This window comes from Nonomuraea spiralis (assembly GCF_014648435.1).
In the GTDB taxonomy this organism is placed as follows: Bacteria; Actinomycetota; Actinomycetes; order Streptosporangiales; family Streptosporangiaceae; genus Nonomuraea; species Nonomuraea spiralis.
Map to the genome: position 1 here is coordinate 23,903 of NZ_BMRC01000013.1, position 17,147 is coordinate 41,049.

Annotated in this window: 11 protein-coding genes; 1 reads left to right on the forward strand and 10 read right to left on the reverse strand. The window is 73.1% G+C overall.

The window, feature by feature from the left end; all coding sequences use genetic code 11:
* The first annotated feature begins 25 nt into the window (after nucleotides 1–25).
* The gene (locus tag IEZ27_RS29690) at nucleotides 26–784 is read left to right on the forward strand and encodes a helix-turn-helix domain-containing protein (RefSeq protein ID WP_125637920.1); all 759 of its coding nucleotides are present in this window, start codon (nucleotides 26–28) and stop codon (nucleotides 782–784) included.
* Nucleotides 785–833: 49 nt separating this feature from the next.
* On the opposite strand, the gene IEZ27_RS29695 is transcribed toward IEZ27_RS29690, so the two are convergent.
* The 10 genes from IEZ27_RS29695 to IEZ27_RS29740 all read right to left on the reverse strand — a co-directional run bounded on the left by IEZ27_RS29695 (nucleotide 834) and on the right by IEZ27_RS29740 (nucleotide 17,133).
* Nucleotides 834–2,204, reverse strand: coding sequence for a cytochrome P450 (locus IEZ27_RS29695; protein WP_189650276.1), 1,371 nt, complete (start codon nucleotides 2,202–2,204; stop codon nucleotides 834–836).
* Nucleotides 2,201–2,734: a flavin reductase family protein gene (locus tag IEZ27_RS29700; protein ID WP_189650277.1), complete on the reverse strand. Its 534-nt coding sequence runs from the start codon at nucleotides 2,732–2,734 to the stop codon at nucleotides 2,201–2,203. Before IEZ27_RS29700 ends, IEZ27_RS29695 begins: the two co-directional genes overlap by 4 nt.
* Nucleotides 2,735–2,758: 24 nt before the next feature.
* Nucleotides 2,759–3,187 (reverse strand): acyl-CoA thioesterase, encoded by a 429-nt coding sequence (locus IEZ27_RS29705; RefSeq protein ID WP_189650278.1) that lies wholly within the window; start codon nucleotides 3,185–3,187, stop codon nucleotides 2,759–2,761.
* A 3-nt stretch (nucleotides 3,188–3,190) separates the two neighbouring features.
* Nucleotides 3,191–8,875, reverse strand: a complete 5,685-nt coding sequence (locus IEZ27_RS29710; protein ID WP_189650279.1) for a type I polyketide synthase — start codon at nucleotides 8,873–8,875, stop codon at nucleotides 3,191–3,193.
* On the reverse strand, nucleotides 8,872–9,843 hold the full coding sequence (locus tag IEZ27_RS29715) for an enediyne biosynthesis protein (protein ID WP_189650280.1): 972 nt from the start codon (nucleotides 9,841–9,843) through the stop codon (nucleotides 8,872–8,874). Before IEZ27_RS29715 ends, IEZ27_RS29710 begins: the two co-directional genes overlap by 4 nt.
* A gap of 4 nt (nucleotides 9,844–9,847) precedes the next feature.
* Nucleotides 9,848–11,794 carry a CRTAC1 family protein gene (locus IEZ27_RS29720; protein WP_189650281.1) on the reverse strand — a complete coding sequence of 649 codons (1,947 nt, stop codon included), beginning with the start codon at nucleotides 11,792–11,794 and terminating at the stop codon, nucleotides 9,848–9,850.
* Complete coding sequence (locus IEZ27_RS29725) at nucleotides 11,791–12,768, reverse strand: DUF1702 family protein (protein ID WP_189650282.1); 978 nt, start codon at nucleotides 12,766–12,768, stop codon at nucleotides 11,791–11,793. Before IEZ27_RS29725 ends, IEZ27_RS29720 begins: the two co-directional genes overlap by 4 nt.
* A 144-nt stretch (nucleotides 12,769–12,912) precedes the next feature.
* On the reverse strand, nucleotides 12,913–13,905 hold the full coding sequence (locus tag IEZ27_RS29730; RefSeq protein WP_189650283.1) for a DUF1702 family protein: 993 nt from the start codon (nucleotides 13,903–13,905) through the stop codon (nucleotides 12,913–12,915).
* A gap of 171 nt (nucleotides 13,906–14,076) precedes the next feature.
* Complete coding sequence (locus tag IEZ27_RS29735; protein WP_189650284.1) at nucleotides 14,077–14,265, reverse strand: acyl-CoA carboxylase subunit epsilon; 189 nt, start codon at nucleotides 14,263–14,265, stop codon at nucleotides 14,077–14,079.
* 96 nt (nucleotides 14,266–14,361) lie between these two features.
* Complete coding sequence (locus tag IEZ27_RS29740; RefSeq protein WP_189650285.1) at nucleotides 14,362–17,133, reverse strand: helix-turn-helix transcriptional regulator; 2,772 nt, start codon at nucleotides 17,131–17,133, stop codon at nucleotides 14,362–14,364.
* Nucleotides 17,134–17,147: the final 14 nt, after the last annotated feature.

Genomic DNA, 17,147 nt, shown 5'->3' on the forward strand with positions numbered 1-17,147 from the left:
GGCCCTCCGGGTTCCGGGAGACCATATGGACGACGTCATCGAACGAGCGGTCCTGCGGGTCATCGAGAGCATGCAGGAGAACCACGGAGAGCAGCTCACCATTGACGACATGGCGCGGACCGCGATGTTCAGCAAGTTCCACTTCTCGCGCGTGTTCCAGCGCGTGACCGGGCTGTCCCCTGGGCGGTTCCTGTCCGCGGTGCGGCTGCGCGAGGCCAAGCGCCTGCTCGTGTCCACCTCGCTCAGCATCACGCACATCAGTCACCAGGTCGGCTACTCCAGCGTCGGCACGTTCAGCTCGCGCTTCACCCACAGCGTCGGGTTGTCGCCGAGCAGGTACCGGCAGTTCATGAGCGTCACGGCGGCGGACCTGACCGTCGGCGACCGCGCTTCCGGCGGCCCGTCGGCGAGCCTGCACGGCGTCGTGAGCTCGCCCCTGGCCGACCGGCCGGTCTTCGCCGGCGTGTTCCCCGGCCAGATCATGGAGGGCAGGCCCGCGAGCTTCACCCTGATCAGGCGGCCCGGCCCGTACGTGCTGGAGCACGTGCCCAAGGGCAGCTGGTACGTGATCGCCCAAGCCGTGGCCGAGTCCCGCGAGGACGCCGTGCACCACCCGCCCGAGGGCGACGCGGCGACGTGCATCGCGCGCATCGGCCCGATCGAGGTGGGCGGGGGCGACGGCACCGAGCGCGCCGACCTGCGGCTGCGGCCGATGAGCACGCTCGACCCGCCCGTCCTGCTCGCCCTGCGCGACCTGCTGGCCTGGACCGACGGCCGCGCGTGACAGAAGGGCCTCCGGACGGCGAACGCCGTCCGGAGGCCCTTCTGTCAGGTCAGGCCGGGCTCACCGTCATCGGCAGCCCGCCGCGCACCCGCAGCGACAACATGGCCTCCGGGACCGCCCGGCGGCCCGGCAACCCGGTCAGCCGCAGCTCGCGGGTGACCATGGCCAGCACGAACGTGGCCTCCATCATCCCCAGGTGGTTGCCCACGCAGAAGCGCGGGCCCGCGCCGAAGGGGATGTAGGCGTACCGGGGGCGGTCGGACGGCGCGCCGGGCTCGAACCGCTCGGGCCGGAACGCGTCCGGGTCCCGCCAGTACGCCGGATGCCGGTGCAGCGTGTACGGGCTGATGAGCACGTCCGCCCCCGCCGGGACCCGGTACCCGCCCACCTCGTCGTCCTCCCGTGCCACCCGCGTCAGCGCCCACACCGGCGGGTACAGCCGCATGACCTCCTCCAGCACCGCCGCCGTGTACGTGAGCCGACGCAGGTCCTCGTACACGGGCGGGCGGTCGCCCAGGACCGAGACGGCCTCGGCGTGTACCCGCTCGCGCACCTCCGGATGCCGGTCCAGCAGGTGGAAGGCCCACGACAGGGTGCTCGCGGTGGTCTCGTGCCCGGCCAGGAGCACCGTGATCAGTTCCTCCCGCAGCCGCTGCCGGGCGGGCCCGGGGTCCTCCCGCAGCCCGGTGGACTCGATCAGCAGGGACAGCAGGTCGCCGCCGCCGGTCGGGTTCGCCAGCCGCTCGGCCACCAGCAGGTCCACGATCCGGTACAACTCCCGCCGGGACCGGCGGAAGCGCAGGTGCAGCGGCAGCGGCAACCACAACGGCACCATGGCCAGCGTGACCATCTCGAACATGGCCTGGTCCTGGACCCCCTCGAAGGCGTGCCCGATGGAGTCGTGCGCGCCGAGGTCGGCCGCCAGCAGGGTGCGGCCGAGCACGCCGAGCGCCAGGCCGGTCATCTCGCCGGCGACGTCGACGGGCCCGCCGCCGGCCTTGGCCCGCAGCCGGGCCACCAGGCGGCCGGCCTCCTCGGCCAGGACCGTGTCCTGCTGGGCCAGCCGCTTGTTCTGGAACAGCGGCTGGATGGTCCTGCGCTGCTGCCGCCACCGTTCGCCGTCGCTGGTCAGCAGCCCGTCGCCGATCACCCGGCGGGCCTCGTCCAGGCCGATGCCCTTGCGGTAGTTGCCGCTGTTGTCGGCCAGGACGTGTTTGGCGTGGTCGGGGTGGTTGAACAGGTAGATGGCCTTCGGGCCGATCGTCATGCGCACCGCGTCGCCGTACCGGGCGGTCGCCTTGGACAGCAGCGCCAGACGGTCGGAGACCAGCCGCTTGTACAGGACGGGCGCCGCCCAGGGGGGTGGGCCGGGCGGCACGCGGCCGCCCAGCGCCACCGGGCGGGTGCCCAGCGCGGTCACGCCGACACCCGTTGCAGGGCCGGGGAGGCCTCCCCGAAGCGGCCCCGGTAGACCAGCAGCCCGTCACAGTCGTCCCGCCGGGTCAGTGACAGCACCTCGCCGACGAAGATCGTGTGATCGCCGCCGTCGTACGCGCGCCAGACCCGGCACTCGAACATGGCCGCCGCGCCCGCGATGAGCGGCACGCCGGTGACCTCGCCGGGCGTCACCTCGATGTCGGCGAACTGGGCCAGGCCGAGCGGCCGGTAGCGGTCGGCGAAGTGCCGCGCCTCGGCCTCCTGGTGCCCGGCCAGCACCGACACCCCGAACGACGTCGCCGCGGTGATGCACTGGTGCATCACGGCGCCCTTGCCGACGCACACCAGCAGCAGCGGCGGGTCGAGCGAGACCGAGGTGAAGGAGTTGGCCGTCATGGCGTGGGGAACGGAACCGCCCGTCGTGATCACGGTGACGCCGGTGGCGAACACCCCGAACGCGTCGCGCAGCGCCTTGGCGTCCGCGACCGCGGGGGCCGAAGAGTGGACTTGCACGGTTGACCTCCTGGGGTCCGGGGGCTAGGCCACGTACGGTTCGAGCGCCCGGACCAGGGGCTCGGGGACCCTCGCCGGCGCGGTCTTGGTGTTCGGCCCCCGCATGCAGGCCACACGCTGCCTGCCGCGGGCGACGAGGACCTCGGGCGCGCCCGGGGTGACCCGGACGTAGTCGAAGCCGAACTCGATCTGCGTCTGCGCCAGCTCGATCAGGCGCATCCTGATGGACAACTGGTCGAAGGCCGTGATCTCGGCGAAGAACTCGCAGTCGACCTTGAGCGTGAACAGCTTGAGGTCGTCCTGGAGGTCGGCGAGCACGTCGCGGGCCCGTTCCATGAGGAACATCTCGCGGCAGCGTCCCTGCCAGCGCAGGTAATTGACGTAGTAGACGTTGCCGACGAGGTTGGTCTCCTCGAAGCCGACCGTGTGCAGGTACTCGTAGTAGGTGCCCATGGGCTAGGACCGCCCTTCGGTGAGTATCGCGACGACGACGGGCGCCGGCAGGCCGCTCACCCGGGTGGCGAGCGTGGCCACGGTCGCGCCGGCGGCGGTCAGGACCACCCACCCGTCGGAACCGGCCCGGTCCACCGCGAGCGGCGTCCCGTCCTGCGTCCCGGCGGTCCGTACGCAGGCGAGCGCGGCGCGGACGCGGGCACGGGCGGTGTCCGCGCCGTCCCCGGCCTTCGCGGCGATCTCACCGGCGAGCGCGTCGTGCCCGGCGGGTGTGTCCCGCGTGCCGTCCGGGTCTTCGGCGGTGACGGGCTCGACGGCGCAGGCGAGCGGCCCGGGGGCGGCCACGCACAGCGTCAGGCCCGGCACGCGGGCCGACATCGTGCGGCGTCCGTCCCCATGGGCGCCGTCCGCCGCGCCGAGCCGCGCCACGGCCAGCTCGCCGCCGCCGTCGCCCGGTTCCACGACGACCGCGACCCGCGCGCCCGTCAGGTCCTCCAGCGTGCGCTCCAGGTACGAGCCGAGCAGCGGCGCGGCCCACGGACCGGCCCCGCCCTTCTTCCGCACGGCCTGGAGCCGCAGCCCCTCCCAGCGTTCGACGACCTCGCCGTCCTTCGTCCGGACCGCGATGTCGTAGATGTAGGAGTCGCCGTCCCTGGACCGTTCGGAGGCGCAGTAGCGCACCTCGTCCGCGCCCGACAGCGCGGCCCCGGCCGGGTGGACCCGTTCGATGCCGGTCGGCAGCAGGGTCGCGTCGGGCACGCACACCTGGTTGCCGTGCATCAGCGCGTCCCGCATGCCCGGGTCGCCCAGGAGCAGGTCACCGGGCAGGAACCCGGCGAACCAGTCGCACTCCTGTGCCACCTGGAGGTCGGCGTCCACCTCGCGGGCCGCGGCCCGGTGGTAGCGGCGCAGCCGCTGGAAGCGCCTGCCCTGGAAGAGCACCTCGCCGTACAGCTGGGTGTCGGGGTCGAGAGCCACCGGCGGCAGCTCGTCGCCGGACTGCTCGGGCGGCCCCGCGGGCGCGGGCCCGCCGTCCAGGCGCAGCACGGCGGTGAAGTGGTCGACGTCGAAGCCGGTCTCCTGGCTGCGGATGGCCACGGCGAGCGTGTCGTGGCCGGTGACCGTCGCCGCCACCCGGAGCGTGGTGCTCCCGTCGGGCGGCACGATGATCGGCCGGACGAACTCCGCCTGCTCGACGACGGGCGCGCCGGGCCGGCCGGTGACCGCGTACGCCACCTGAGCCATGGCCTCCAGGCCGAACACCGCGGGGAACAGCAGGTTGCCGTCCAGCAGGTGATCGGCCAGGTACAGGTCGGTCCCGGCGTTCACCTCGACCTCGCTGACCAGCTCCACGCCGTGGTAGCGGACCAGCGGGGCGCCGACGAAGCGCAGCAGCGGCAGCTCCGGCTCCTCCCGCCGTACGGTGTGGATGCCCTCCGTACGCCCGCTGATCACCACGACGCCGGGTGCGTCGGGGTCGCTCACCAGGCGCCGCATGATCTCCACGCCCCGGTCCACCGGGATCGGCGTGATGCCCTGCTCGACCAGCCGGTCCACGACCGACAGCCGCTCGCCCATGCCGACCTCGGACCAGACCGACCACTCCATGCAGATCGCCCGGCAGCCGGGGTGCCGCTCGCCCGCCTCGCGGGTCAGGTCGGCCAGCCACTCGTTGGCGGTCGCGTAGTGGCCCTCGCCGTGCAGGCCCGCCCGGCCGATGATGCTGCCGAACGTCACCAGCAGCCGCAGCCGTCCCGGCTCGACCGCCTCCAGCACGTTGCGCAGGCCGTCGATCTTCGGCGCGAACGTGCGGCGGAAGGCGTCCAGGTCGAGCCCGGCGATGCCCTCCGGCTCGTTGCGCCCGGCGCCGTGCAGCACCGCGGTGACCGGCCCGAGCTCCTGCTCGGCCGCGGCCACGGCCGCCCGCACCTGGGCGGCGTCGGTGACGTCGGCCCTGGCGTAGTGGACGGTGAGCCCGGTCTCGGCCATGCGCCGCAGGTTCGCGGCCAGCTCCTCGTCCTGGGCGGGGTCGGAGCGGCCGAGCACGGCCACCTTCGCCCCGCCGGCCATCGCCATCGCGCACTCGGCCGTGATGCCCTTGCCGCCGCCGGTCACCAGGAGCACGTCGGAGCCGGTGAGCGGCTCCTCAGTCCGCTCCTGCCGGTAGGGCAGGGCCCGCAGCGTCGGCACCCGCCGGACGCCGCCGGCGTCGTAGTGGACCTCGCAGAACTCCGTCGTGGCCGCGGCCTCGGCGGCTACCCAGCCCACCGCCTCCGGCACGCCGGCCGGTACGTGCACGATCGTGGTGGGCAGGCCGCTCTCCAGGTGGAACGTCTTGGCCAGCCCCGCCGCGCCCCGCCCGTGCTGGACGAGGACGAGCCGGGCGCCCGGCCCGCCGGCCAGGGCCGCCTTGGCGCCGAGCAGCGCCTGCTCAAGGTCGTCGGCCGCGCACCGCGCGGGTAGGCACACCAGGACACCGGATCCGATCTTCTCCCCTTCGAGGGCCTCGCGCAGCGGCTGGGCCAGGAGCGAACCGGCCGGCGCGAACACCTGCCACCGCCCGTCCCGCTCCTCGGCCGTACGGCGGGGCCGCGGCTGCTCGTCCAGGTCCACGGCGAACGGGCGCACCCACGGCGCCGCGCCCGTCACGCCCCTCGCCGACTGCGCGCGCGGCTGCGCGGCCAGCCGGTCCAGGGCCTCGCCCAGCTCCTGGAGCGTCGCGGTGGCGACGTTGGCCGGCGCCATGCCCGCGGGCACGCCCAGATGCTGGGTGGCCTGGTCGATGATGTGCATCACGGTGACCGAGCTGAGGTGCAGCTCGTCCAGCGGTTTGCTGTCCTCGGTCACCATCTCCAGCGGCAGCTCGGCGCGTTCGGCGGCCAGCCGCCGCAGCAGCTCGACCGTCGACTCGCCCTGCCGCGCCACCTGGCCGTCCGGCGCGGCGGCCCGCTCCCGCGGCTGCGGGGCGGCGGCCTTGACGCGCACCTGCGGCGCCTGCTCGGCGGGGCTGGTGAAGAACGAGAACGCCGCGCCGATCTCCAGCGGCTTGACCAGCCGCCCGTGGAACAGCTCCTCGCAGGCGACGGGCACGCCCGCCACGTGCGCGGCGCCGGCCACGCCGAGCAGCCCGGCCAGCGACTCGCTGTCGGTGTCCAGCGCGACGGCCGGCACGTCGGTCAGCTCGGCCGCCAGCCTGCTCAGCACCCGGCCGGGACCGACCTCGACCAGCAGGTCCACGTCCGCGGCCAGCGAGCCGAGCGCCTGGGCGAACCGTACCGGCGCGGTGATCTGCCGGTGCAGCAGCGCCGGGACGTCCGTGCCGGGGGTCAGGTCGTCCCCGGTGACGGTGGAGACGACCCGCCGGGCGACCGGCCCGAAGCGTTCCTCCTCCAGGTATCCGGCCAGGGCCTCGGCCGCCGGGGCGACCAGGGGCGAGTGGAAGGCGTGCGAGACGTTCAGCCTGGTCCAGGTGAGCCCGGCGCGCTCGGCCGCGCGCCCGGCCTCCTCCACCGCCGCCACCGGACCGGCGACGACGGTCTGGAGCGGCCCGTTGAACCCGGCGATCACCACCGGCAGGTCGCCGGCCAGCTCCAGCACGGTCTCCGGAGCGGCCCGGACGCCGGCCATCGTGCCCGGCTCGCTGCGCTCCCGCATCGCCCGGCCGCGTTTGGTCGCCACGCGCAGCAGCGCGTCCTCGTCCATCGCGCCCGCCCAGTGCAGGGCCGACAGCTCGCCCAGGCTGTGCCCGACGGCCGCGTCCGCCTCGATGCCGAGCAGCGACAACGCCCGCAGGCCCGCCATCGAGCCGGTGACGATGCGCGGCTGGGCGATCTCGGTGGCCGCCATGTCGCCGTCGGCGGGCAGCGCCGCCGTGGTGTACACCTCGGCGACGTCGGTGAAGCGCCTGGCCAGAGCGCCGCCGCCGGTCCCCTGGCCCGAGCCCTGCCCGGGGAAGAGGAAGCCGATCCTGGGCCGGGCCGCGGCGCGGCCCACGAACGCCTTGCCGTCGGGGCTGACCAGCGTGTTCTCGCCGGACTCCAGGACCGCCAGCACGCGGGTGAGCCGGCGTTCGGCGTCGTCGGGCGAGGAGACCACGACGGCCGCCCGGCACGGCAGGCCGCGTAGCTGGCCGCGCAGCGTGGCGGCCAGGTCGGCGAGCTGGCCGTAGGACACCTTGGGCACGAACGCGAGCAGCTCCGACACCAGGCCGCGCAGCTCGTCCCAGGAGCCGGCGTCCAGCAGGAACAGCTCGGCGTCCTGGGCGGCGGCGGCCAGCGCCTTGACGCGGCTGGACGCGCGCCGCCGCGGCCCGGTGTTCTCCAGCACCACGTGCGTGTTGATGCCGCCGAAGCCCATGGCGGTCACCGCGGCCCGCAGGGGCGCGCCCTGCGGCCACGGCTCGGCCGTGCGCAGCACCCGCAGCGTGGCGCCCTCGTCGGTCAGCACCTGGTGCGGGTCGACGCAGCCGATGGTCGGCGGCAGCACCTGCTCGTGCACGGCCATGGCCGCCTTGATCAGGCCCGCTACGCCCGCGGCCGCCTTGGCGTGGCCGATCATGCCCTTGATCGAGCCGACCGCGGCCGGCCGCGCGGCCGACTCCCTGGCCCGCGACAGCGCGGTCAGCTCGGTCGCGTCGCCGAGCGCCGTGCCCGTCCCGTGGCCCTCGAACAGCTCGACGGTCTCGGGGCCGAACCCGGCCTTGTCGTACGCGCGGCGCATCGCCAGCAGGTAACCGCTCACCTCCGGCCGGGTGATCCCGCCCTTGCCGTCGGAGGAGATGCCCCAGCCGGCGATCGTGGCGTAGATCCGCCGCCCGGCGGCCAGCGCGTCCTCCTCGCGCATCAGTACGACGATCCCGCAGCCCTCGCCGGGCCAGAACCCGTTGGAGTGCCGGTCGTACAGGCGGAAGTCGCTCTTGGCCAGCGCGCCGGTCTTGGCGAACCCGATCACCTCGAACGGGTCGATGGACAGGTCGACGCCGCCCGCCAGAGCCACGTCCACGTCGCGGTCGGCCAGCGCCTTGCCGGCCGTCACCACCGACAGCAGGGACGAGGAGCAGGCGCCGTCCACGGTGTAGCCGCCGCCGTTGAGGTCGAAGTGGTTGCAGATGCGCCCGGCGATCGTGTTGGACAGCCCGCCGGCCAGGGTGTCCTCGTCCACCGGTGGGAAGGGGCTCTTGTAGGACTCCTCGTAGTCGGCCAGGAACGCGGCCAGGCGCTCGTCGTCCCAGCCCTGCTCCTTCAGGGCCGCGGCGAGCGTGCGGCGCACGTACGGCCAGCGCAGGCGCAACACGTTCGCCCGGGTGAACTCGCCGGTGAGCGTGTTGCCCACGACGACCCCCGTACGCTCGCGGGGCAGCCCCTCGCCGTCCGCGAACCCGGCGTCGGCCAGGGCCCGGCCGGCCATGTCGAGGGCCAGCCAGTGGGCCAGGTCGGTCGACCGGTACGTACTACCGGCGATCTTGTGTGCCACCCGGTCGAAGGCGTAGCCCTCGATGACCGCGGCGGTCTTGGCGTAGAAGCGGTCCGGCGCTGCGGGATCGGGGTCCCAGTAGTCCTCCAGCCGCATGCGCTCGTCCGGGAGCCGGCGGAAGGCGCGGCGGGCGGCCACCGCGTTCTCCCACAACTCCCTGGGCGAGGCGGCGTCCGGGTACCGGCAGGCCATGCCGACGATCGCGATCCTCGTCATGCCTTCGCGACCTCTTTCCGCGCGTCCCGCAGCGCCTCCGCGGCGGCTGCGCTGACCCTGGCGGCGTCCAGCTCGCGCGCCTTGTTCACGATGTGCAGCGCCCACAGGAAGCCGCCGCGGATCAGGCAGACCGCCGCCGTGGCGAAGAAGATCCCGTACGGGATGTTCATGCCCATGAGCAGGCCGTACACCACGGCCACACCGCCGCCGAAGGCGACCTGGGACAGCGGTCTGGACGGGCTCGTGCCCGGGTCGGTGATCATGTAGTTGGTGAACAGGATGAACGCCACCCCGGTCATCATCGACAACCCGCCGAGGATGGAGATGTCGTCGATGATCAGCCCGCGCACCACGGCCTGGAGGGCGAAGACGCCCACCCAGCCGCCGATCAGCCACATGCGGCCGGTCAGCTTGCCGTTGATCATGGTGCCGCCGATGATGATGATCCCCGGGATGATCCAGTCGATCGGGTTGTCGACCTTCTCGGTGAAGTGGTACGGCGGCGCGATGCTGGCCCACGGCAGCAGCAGCAGGATGACCGCGATGCCGAAGTTGGACGGGTTCATGAAGTGCCGCATCCGGCCGCGTACCGGGGCCTTGAGCACCCACTTGGCGCCGACGGCGACGGTGACGCCGAACATCATGACCAGCACCTGGTCGTTGACGTAGATCAGCATGTTGAGCGCGATGGAAGTGATGTGCGCCGGGTAGAGGAACTCCATCAGCCCGCGCGGCCCGTTGCCGAGGAAACGCGGCGCCCGGCCCTCCTGGCGGGCCCCGATCACCTCAAGGATGATCTCCACGGTGTAGCCGGTGGCCAGGGCCACGAACGGCCACGACCACGGCTGCTCGAACCCCAGCACGGTGTAGCCGAGGATGTTGAAGATGGTGATCGAGATCGCGAACCGGCGCAGCGCCGTGATCACTTTGGGGTCGTGACGTGGCGGGGTGATCGTCTTGGCGGCCATGCCGTCACTTCTCCTTCGCTTGCGAGCCGAGCTGGAGGGTGTGCCAGCCGGGGGTGAGCCGGAGCTCCTGCTGGTGCCGCTGCCCGGCGCGGTCGCGCCAGTCCAGCTTGACCTGCACGGGGCCGGTGACGTTCGCGCCCAGGCCGATGTGCACCGCGTTCGAGCGCTTGCCGGAGTGGCCGCTGCCGCCGTCCACGCGGCCGACGAACGTGCGGCCGTCGGACGTGGTCACGGTCACCTGCGCGCCGATCACCGGCGACCCGGCGGCCGGCAGCGGGCCGGTCGCGGAGGGGGAGTCGTGCAGCAGGCGCAGCCCGAGGAACGAGCCTTCCGACCGGCTGGTGTTGAGGTAGAAGGCGGGCGCCTCCCACTGACGGGCCACCGCGAAGTCGATCAGGCCGTCGCCGTTGACGTCCCCGGTCGCGATGCCGCGCGTCGGCACGGGCACGGCCAGGCCGAGCTGCTCCGACAGGTTGGCGTAGCGGCCGTCGGGGCCCTTGGCGAAGAAGGCCAGCGTCTGCGCGCCGGCGATGTCGGCGCCCTCGGTGACGTTCGGCCACGACTTGGGGTTGCTGGTCACGCCGTCGTTGGCGGCGGCCAGCTCCTGGAGCGGCGGCCAGCGGTTGACGTCGCCCTTGATGAACCCGGTCGCCTGGACGATCTCGTTCTCGCCGTCGTTGTCGAAGTCCTCGATCTTCGGGTCCCAGCCCCAGCCGGACCAGGCGGTGCGCAGCTCGGCGCTGAGGTCCTTCCACGGCGCCTCGCCCTGCCGCAGCTTCTCGCGCAGCTCGGCCTTGCTCTTGGCGGTGGACAGGAACGTGAAGTTGCTCTCCTGGATGCCGTACGGGGTGGTGATGTTGCTGACGAAGAAGTCGAGGATGCCGTCGTGGTTGAGGTCGCCGGCGTCCGAGCCCATGCCCTTGAAGGAGTCCTCGCCGAGCACCTTCGACTTGGGCACGCCGATCTCGTGCGTCCCGATGGTGGGCGAGAACGTGATCGTGCCGGGCTTAGAGGTGTTGTAGAGCAGGTGGTCGGGCCCGAAGTCGTTGTTCAGCAGCAGTTCGGGCAGGCCGTCGCCGTCCAGGTCGGCGCTGGTCGCGCCCAGCTCCCAGCCGGTGGAGACGTCGGAGGGCAGCACGCCGTCCAGGCGGGTGAAGCCGCCGTTGCCGGTGCCGCGGAAGAAGTAGTCTCGGCCGCCGTTGACGGCCTTGGACAGCGAGTGGTTCATCTGCACGCCGCCGTCCACGCGGCTGTCCAGGATCGGGCTGCCGTCGGGGAAGTAGTTGCCGACGAAGATGTCCTGCTTGCCGTCACCGTCGAAGTCGGCCACGGTCGCGACGTTGCTGTTCCACAGCTCGCCGGTGTACTTCGTGCCGCCGGGGTTGGGCACCAGCTCGGCCGCGTCGAAGGCGGCGGCCTCGAACCGGGTCGCCGTGGGCCGCTGCAGGTGCAGCGTGGGCGTCCGGCCCCACCAGTAGACGAGCAGGTCGGTGCGGCCGTCGTCGTTGTAGTCGGCGGGCACCGCGCCCATGGGCGCCATCGCGTCGGTGACCGGCAGCGAGCCGAGCGACAACGCGAACGGCCGGTACCGCTCGCCGCCGCCCTCGACCGGCGCCGGGGTGACGACCACCTGGTCGGTACGCGGGTCCACGATCACCAGGTCGTCGTCCCTGCCGTTGCCGTCGAGGTCGTTCAGCGCGATCGCGGCCCCCACGGAGGAGATCCACGCGTCGATGTGCTTGTAGGCCTGGTTCACCTTGCGGACGGTCTTGGCCGGGCCGCCGCCCGGCATCGCGATCGTCAGGGGCTTGAAGCCGTACGCGCCGGCCATCTCGGCCTTGGTCGCGTCCGAGGCGAAGGTCGGGTGGCCGATCGCGAAGACGGCGATCATCAGCGCGAGGGCGGAGACTCCCGCCGCCTGCTTGCGCAACCACGCGGCTACCGAGGTCACGAGGGAACACCTCCATGGAAGACGAACGTCTCGGCGATGCGCCGGCGCCACGCCTCGTAGGCGGGCGGCTTGTCCTGTGCTGTCGCTGTGGGGCGGGTCGCGCGGCTCACCTCGGCCGCCTGCTCCGCCGTGGTGCCGCAGAGAACGCCCACGGCCGACTCGGTGTGCGGGAAGAGCAACCCGGCGCGGATCCTGGCCTCGGCCGCGAACACGCTGCCCTGGGCCAGCGGCCCGCGGTGCGCGCCCGCCCGCTCGCGCAGCCACCGCAGCTCGGCCTCGTCGGCCCCGCCCGCGTAGGTGGCGGCCAGGCCGATGCCGCTGTAGAGGTCGGCGTGGCGGGACTCGGGGAACCGCTCGATCAGCGTGACCGCCCGCTCGGCGCTGGTGCCGGCGACGAACCACAGCGCGCGGCCGATGCCCTGGTCGAGGGCGTGGGCGGCGTACTCCTCGTGGCCGGGGGGCCAGGAGAAGCGGGGCTCGCGCACCTGCTGGTGCACGTACCGGTCGGTGTGGAAGTAGGCCTGGTGGAAGCCGTAGCCGTCGTGGACCAGCCACAGCAGCAGCGGGTCCAGCAGGTCGGCCTTCGGCCACAGGAAGCGGGGGAGCCTGGCCATCGCCCAGCCGATCCCCACGTAGACCATGTAGTTGTGGTGGTGGCCGCGTCCCTGGAGGAAGGTGTTGACCCGGCGCAGGTCGCCGAAGGTCATGCAGTCCAGGATGGCGAAGCCCATGCCCGCGCCCTCGTAGGCGAAGCCGCGGAAACGCGCGGGCACCTCTTCGAGCCGGTCCTCGGCCTCGGCGACGGTACGTGATTCCACGGCGTGGGCATAGCCGGCGAGAAAGTACGCGCCGACCGTCTCCAGAATTTCAGTGGACGCCGCGTTCTTCACCCAGAAGCCGCGTTTCTCGACTTTCGTCTCGCCGACGTCCGGCACCAGAATTTTGCGTCTGAGCGACCGCAATGCGCTTGCCAATTGAGCCTCCGCCGCTTATAGCCCGAACAATCCAATTTCATTGACACATGCCGCCCAGCGGCCGGACAACTTCGGGTTTGCTCAGCTCGGAGGCTCATTTTCGGGCACGCGAAAGCGAATGACCTGCCATTTACCGCAGGCCGGTCAGCGGGACGGGACTTCTGCTCCGGCGGCGAAATGCGCGCGTACTCCCGCACGCCACAACTCGTAATCCGGGACGCGCGCCGACGTTCCCGGGGCGACTTCGCTGTCGTCGGCGAGCGCGACCGCGCCCGCCACGTCGAGACCGGTCAGCACCGCGCCCGTCGCCGCGGAATGCTCCGGGACGAACCCTGAGTAATGCCGCGCCTTGGTCGCGAAGACCGAGCCCTGGGCCAGCTCGGCCCGGTGCTCCCCGGCCTCCTCGCGCAACACCGCCGCCGCCTCCGGCTCGCACCCGGCGAACGTGGCGGCCAGCCCGACGCCGCTCCACAGGTCCGCCTGCCGGCCCGCGGCGAACGCGCGCACCGCCGCGGCCACCTCGCCCGGCCTGCCGCCGTGGATGAACCACAACGCCCGGCCGACGCCCTGGTCCACGGCGCGCGGGAAGTAGGCCGCATTCCCCTGCCAGGGGTAGGAGTCGGGCACCTGCTGCCCGTCCACCCAGCGGCGGGTGTGGAAGTAGGCCAGGTCGAAGCCGTACCCGTCCACGGCCAGCCAGCTCATCGTCGGGTGGTACGGGGTGCCGTCCAGGTCCGGCAGCACCTTCTTCCACAACACCCGCGGCAGCCTTGCCATGGCGAAGCCGATGCCGATGTAGGCGAGGAAGATGTGCGGCTGCCCCGGCCCCATCAGCAGGTCCCGGGTACGCCGCCCGCGCCCGCCGCCCATGGCGTCCAGCACGGTGAAGGCCATCGTCGCGCCCTCGTAGGCGAAACCGCGCTGCTCGACGTCCACCAGGGACAGCCGGCGCTCGATCTCCCACTGGTCGCGTACGTCGATGCCCCACTCGAAGCCGCACACGACGGCCTGCGGGATCGCCTCCAGGCGGCCGGTCAGGCCGGAGGGGACGACGGGGAAGCCGCGTGCGCCGAAGGTCACGTCGGCCAGGGATGGCGCCAGTACGAGCCGGCGCAGCGAACCGAGCAGAGACGACATGGTGTGCTCCTCCTCAGGAACGTGAAAGACCCCGCCCATGAGCGGCGCCGCGGCGCCGGGAAGGCCGTCCTGGCGGGGGCAGGGGGCACGTCCCGCCTCTCGGATGACGTGTCCGCTTCAGGATGGGGCCGGACAGCCGGCCGGGCATGTCGCAAAGTGCGCGATCGGGGGTCAGCTCGCCCACGCCGTCAGCCGCCAGCCGTCGCCGCCGCCGGGCAGCGGCCTGCGTACCAGCCCTGAGGGGTCCGACCAGGCCGACGCCTCGCGCTCGGCCGCCTCGGCCAGGCGACGGAAGACCGCCGCGACGACCGCTTCGAGTTCTTCGGGGGTCGCCTGCCCCCGCACCACCGTGAGTTCCATGCCTTCGACGCTCGCCCGCGCGCCCGCGGGCGCGCAACTTCGTACATGCCCGGCCGGGCACGGGTGTGCCGGGCCGGGCAGGTCAGGGGCGAACGGTCAGGGCTGGGCCTGGTCGTCGAACTCCACCACGAGGGGGAGGTCGGCGCGGCGGCGGATGTTCAGCTTGCGGTAGGTGCGGGTCAGGTGCTGCTCGACGGTGCTGATCGTGATGTAGAGCTTGGCGGCGATCTCGCGGTTGCTGTAGCCGGCCGCGGCCAGCGCCGCGACCCGCCGCTCGCCGACGCTCAGCACGCCGATCAGGTCGCCCGGCAGGGGAGAGGGCGCGCCGTCGGCGTCCGCGGCCCGGCTGAGCGCGCTGATCATCGGCTCGGCCCCGCACTCCAGGGCCGCGGCCTGCGCCCGCCCGGCCACCGTGCGGGCCCGCCGGAACTCGCCCAGCGCCTCGTACGCCTCCACGAGGTCGAACAGCGCCCTGGCCAGCTCGTACCGGTCGCCCGCGAGCTGCAGGTACTCAACCGCCTGCCGCAGCAGCGCCGGACGCCGGGCCGGCTCGGACACGGCCGCCTTGAGCCGCATCCCGATGCCCCGCCCCCGGTAGGCGCCGGGGCCGCAGCCGTCCAGGTGGGCCTTGATCAGCTCCCTGGCCTCCTCGGTCTGGCCCATCCGCAGGCACGCCTCGGCCGCGTCCGCCTGCCACGGGATCAGCGCCGGGTTGTTCAGGCCCCAGGCCGTCACCAGCTCGCCGCAGCGCAGGAAGTCGTGCAGCGCCGGGACGAAGGACTCGCCGGCCAGGTTGTAGCGGCCGCGGGCGTACAGGTAGTGCAGCCCGTAGCGGGTCTGGAACATGGCCTCGGCGACCGGCCGGTCCAGCGGGTCGCGTACGGCCTCGTGCCGGCCCATCGCGGTCCGCGCGATGATCAGGCTGGCCAGCGGGCCGCCGATGGCCACGCCCCAGCTGCTCATGGGGATCGTGTCCAGCGCGATGCGCGCGTGCCGTTCGGCGGCCGGCATGTCGCCCTGGCGGATCGCGATCTCGGCCCGGATGGCCGCCAGGCGGGCCCGGCGGCTGGGCGCCTGCCGGGCCGCCGCCTCGTCGCCGAACAGGTCGCACAGCGGGGCGGCGCGCTCGCAGCGCCCGGCGTAGGTGAGGGCGAGCAGGGAGTTCTCCACGACGTCGAGGGACATCTCGTCCAGGCGTTCGCCCTCCAGGATGCGTTCGACGGCGTCGAGGTTGTGCTCGCGCGGGCCGCGGGTCAGCACCTCGGCCAGGGCGAGCGTGGACTCCAGCCGCCGGTTGACGGCGACCGACACCATGCCCGCCAGGATGTGCTCCCTGGGCGGGTTGGCCACGTACGCGGCCAGCGGCGGGCAGGTGACACGCAGCCACAACTGCGCCACGACCAGCTCGGCCAGCGTCGCGTGGTCGGAGGCCGACGCCTCCTGGTTGAGCTGTTCGAGCACGTCGCGGGCGTCCTCGAAGCGGCCGTGCCACAGCAGCGCGCGGGCCAGCACGACCGCGTCGCTGCCGTGCAGGCTGCCCTTCTGCAGGGCCTCGGCGAGCTGGTCGAGGTGCCCGGCGGGAGCGGCCGGGTTGATCCGCCACTCCGCGCGGACGAGCATCGTCATCAGCTTGGAACGCTGGAGCTCGTCCGTGCACTCGCGCCAGGCCAGCTTCAGGTAGGCCACCGCCGACTCCACCTCACCCTTGCGCAGCGCGGCCAGCGCGGCCTCCTCCAGCGTGGGCACCACCCACGGGGCCTCCACCCTGGCGGCCTGGAGCAGGCGGTCGGCGACCACGCCGGGCCGTACGCCCCTGGTGTAGGCCAGCTCGGCGGCCCGCCGGTACAGCTCCTTGCGTTCGGACAGGTCCATGCCGGCCAGCACGGCCGAGCGCACCGCCTCGTGGCGGTAGCCGCCGCTCTTGAGCAGGCCGGTCGCGCCGATCGTGAGCAGTTCCCTGCTGACGTCGACCGGGGGCAGTTCGAGCATCTCGGCCAGCCCGTCGGCCTCGCCCAGGATGGCCAGGCCCTGCGCCACCCGGACGGTACGCGGATGGCTGCGCCGCAGGCACGTCTCGACCGCCCGGACGAACCGGTCGCCGACGACCAGCTCGCGCGGCGGCTCCTCCACGGCCCGCAGGTGATGGCGGTAGTCGGCGGCCAGCTCACCGGCCAGCAACGGGTTGCCGCCGCTGATCGTGTGCCACTCGTCGGCGAACCGCTCGGCCGCGGTGAGCCCCACCTGGCCCGTCACCAGCGCGGCCACGCCCTTGCGTGACAGCGGGGTGAGCTGCAGGCGCAGGCAGTGCGGCAGCCGCAGCAGGTCGGTCTCCAGCGGCCCGTCCGTGCCCTGCCGGTCGTTGAGCGTGAACACCGCCACGATCCGCGCGTTCCGCACCCGCCGCGCCAGGTAGGCCAGGCAGAGCAGGGACGTACGGTCGGCGTGGTGCACGTCGTCCACGACGACCACCAGCGGGCAGCGTTCCGACAGGTCGAGCAGCACCGTGACCAGCGCGTGCACGACCTGCGGGTCGAGCAGCCGCTCGGCGTCGGCGTGCGCCGCGGTCGCGGTGCGCACGCCCTCCTCCAGCAGCCGCTCCGAGCGCTCGCGCTCCTCCTCGACCAAGGGGGCGTCCTGGATGAGCTGGCGGAGCAGGCCGAGCTGAAGCTCCTGCTCCATGCGCGATCCTGTCGCCGTCACCGCGAGCGCGCCCAGCTCTATGGCCTGTTCGGACAGGGCACGCAGCAGCGCGCTCTTGCCCGTCCCGGCGGGCCCGCTGACCAGCGCGACCCGCCCGCGGCCGAGGATGGCGTTGGCGACGAGCGACTCCAGGCAGGACATCTCCTCCTGCCGTTCGATGAGAGTCATGGCCGTCTCCCCAA

Coding starts and splice junctions, on each gene's coding strand:
- IEZ27_RS29730 (WP_189650283.1), bottom strand. CDS start 13,905: ATGTCGTCTCTGCTCGGTTCGCTGCGCCGGCTCGTACTGGCGCCATCC.
- IEZ27_RS29705 (WP_189650278.1), bottom strand. CDS start 3,187: ATGGGCACCTACTACGAGTACCTGCACACGGTCGGCTTCGAGGAGACC.
- IEZ27_RS29735 (WP_189650284.1), bottom strand. CDS start 14,265: ATGGAACTCACGGTGGTGCGGGGGCAGGCGACCCCCGAAGAACTCGAA.
- IEZ27_RS29690 (WP_125637920.1), top strand. CDS start 26: ATGGACGACGTCATCGAACGAGCGGTCCTGCGGGTCATCGAGAGCATG.
- IEZ27_RS29740 (WP_189650285.1), bottom strand. CDS start 17,133: ATGACTCTCATCGAACGGCAGGAGGAGATGTCCTGCCTGGAGTCGCTC.
- IEZ27_RS29710 (WP_189650279.1), bottom strand. CDS start 8,875: ATGACGAGGATCGCGATCGTCGGCATGGCCTGCCGGTACCCGGACGCC.
- IEZ27_RS29715 (WP_189650280.1), bottom strand. CDS start 9,843: ATGGCCGCCAAGACGATCACCCCGCCACGTCACGACCCCAAAGTGATC.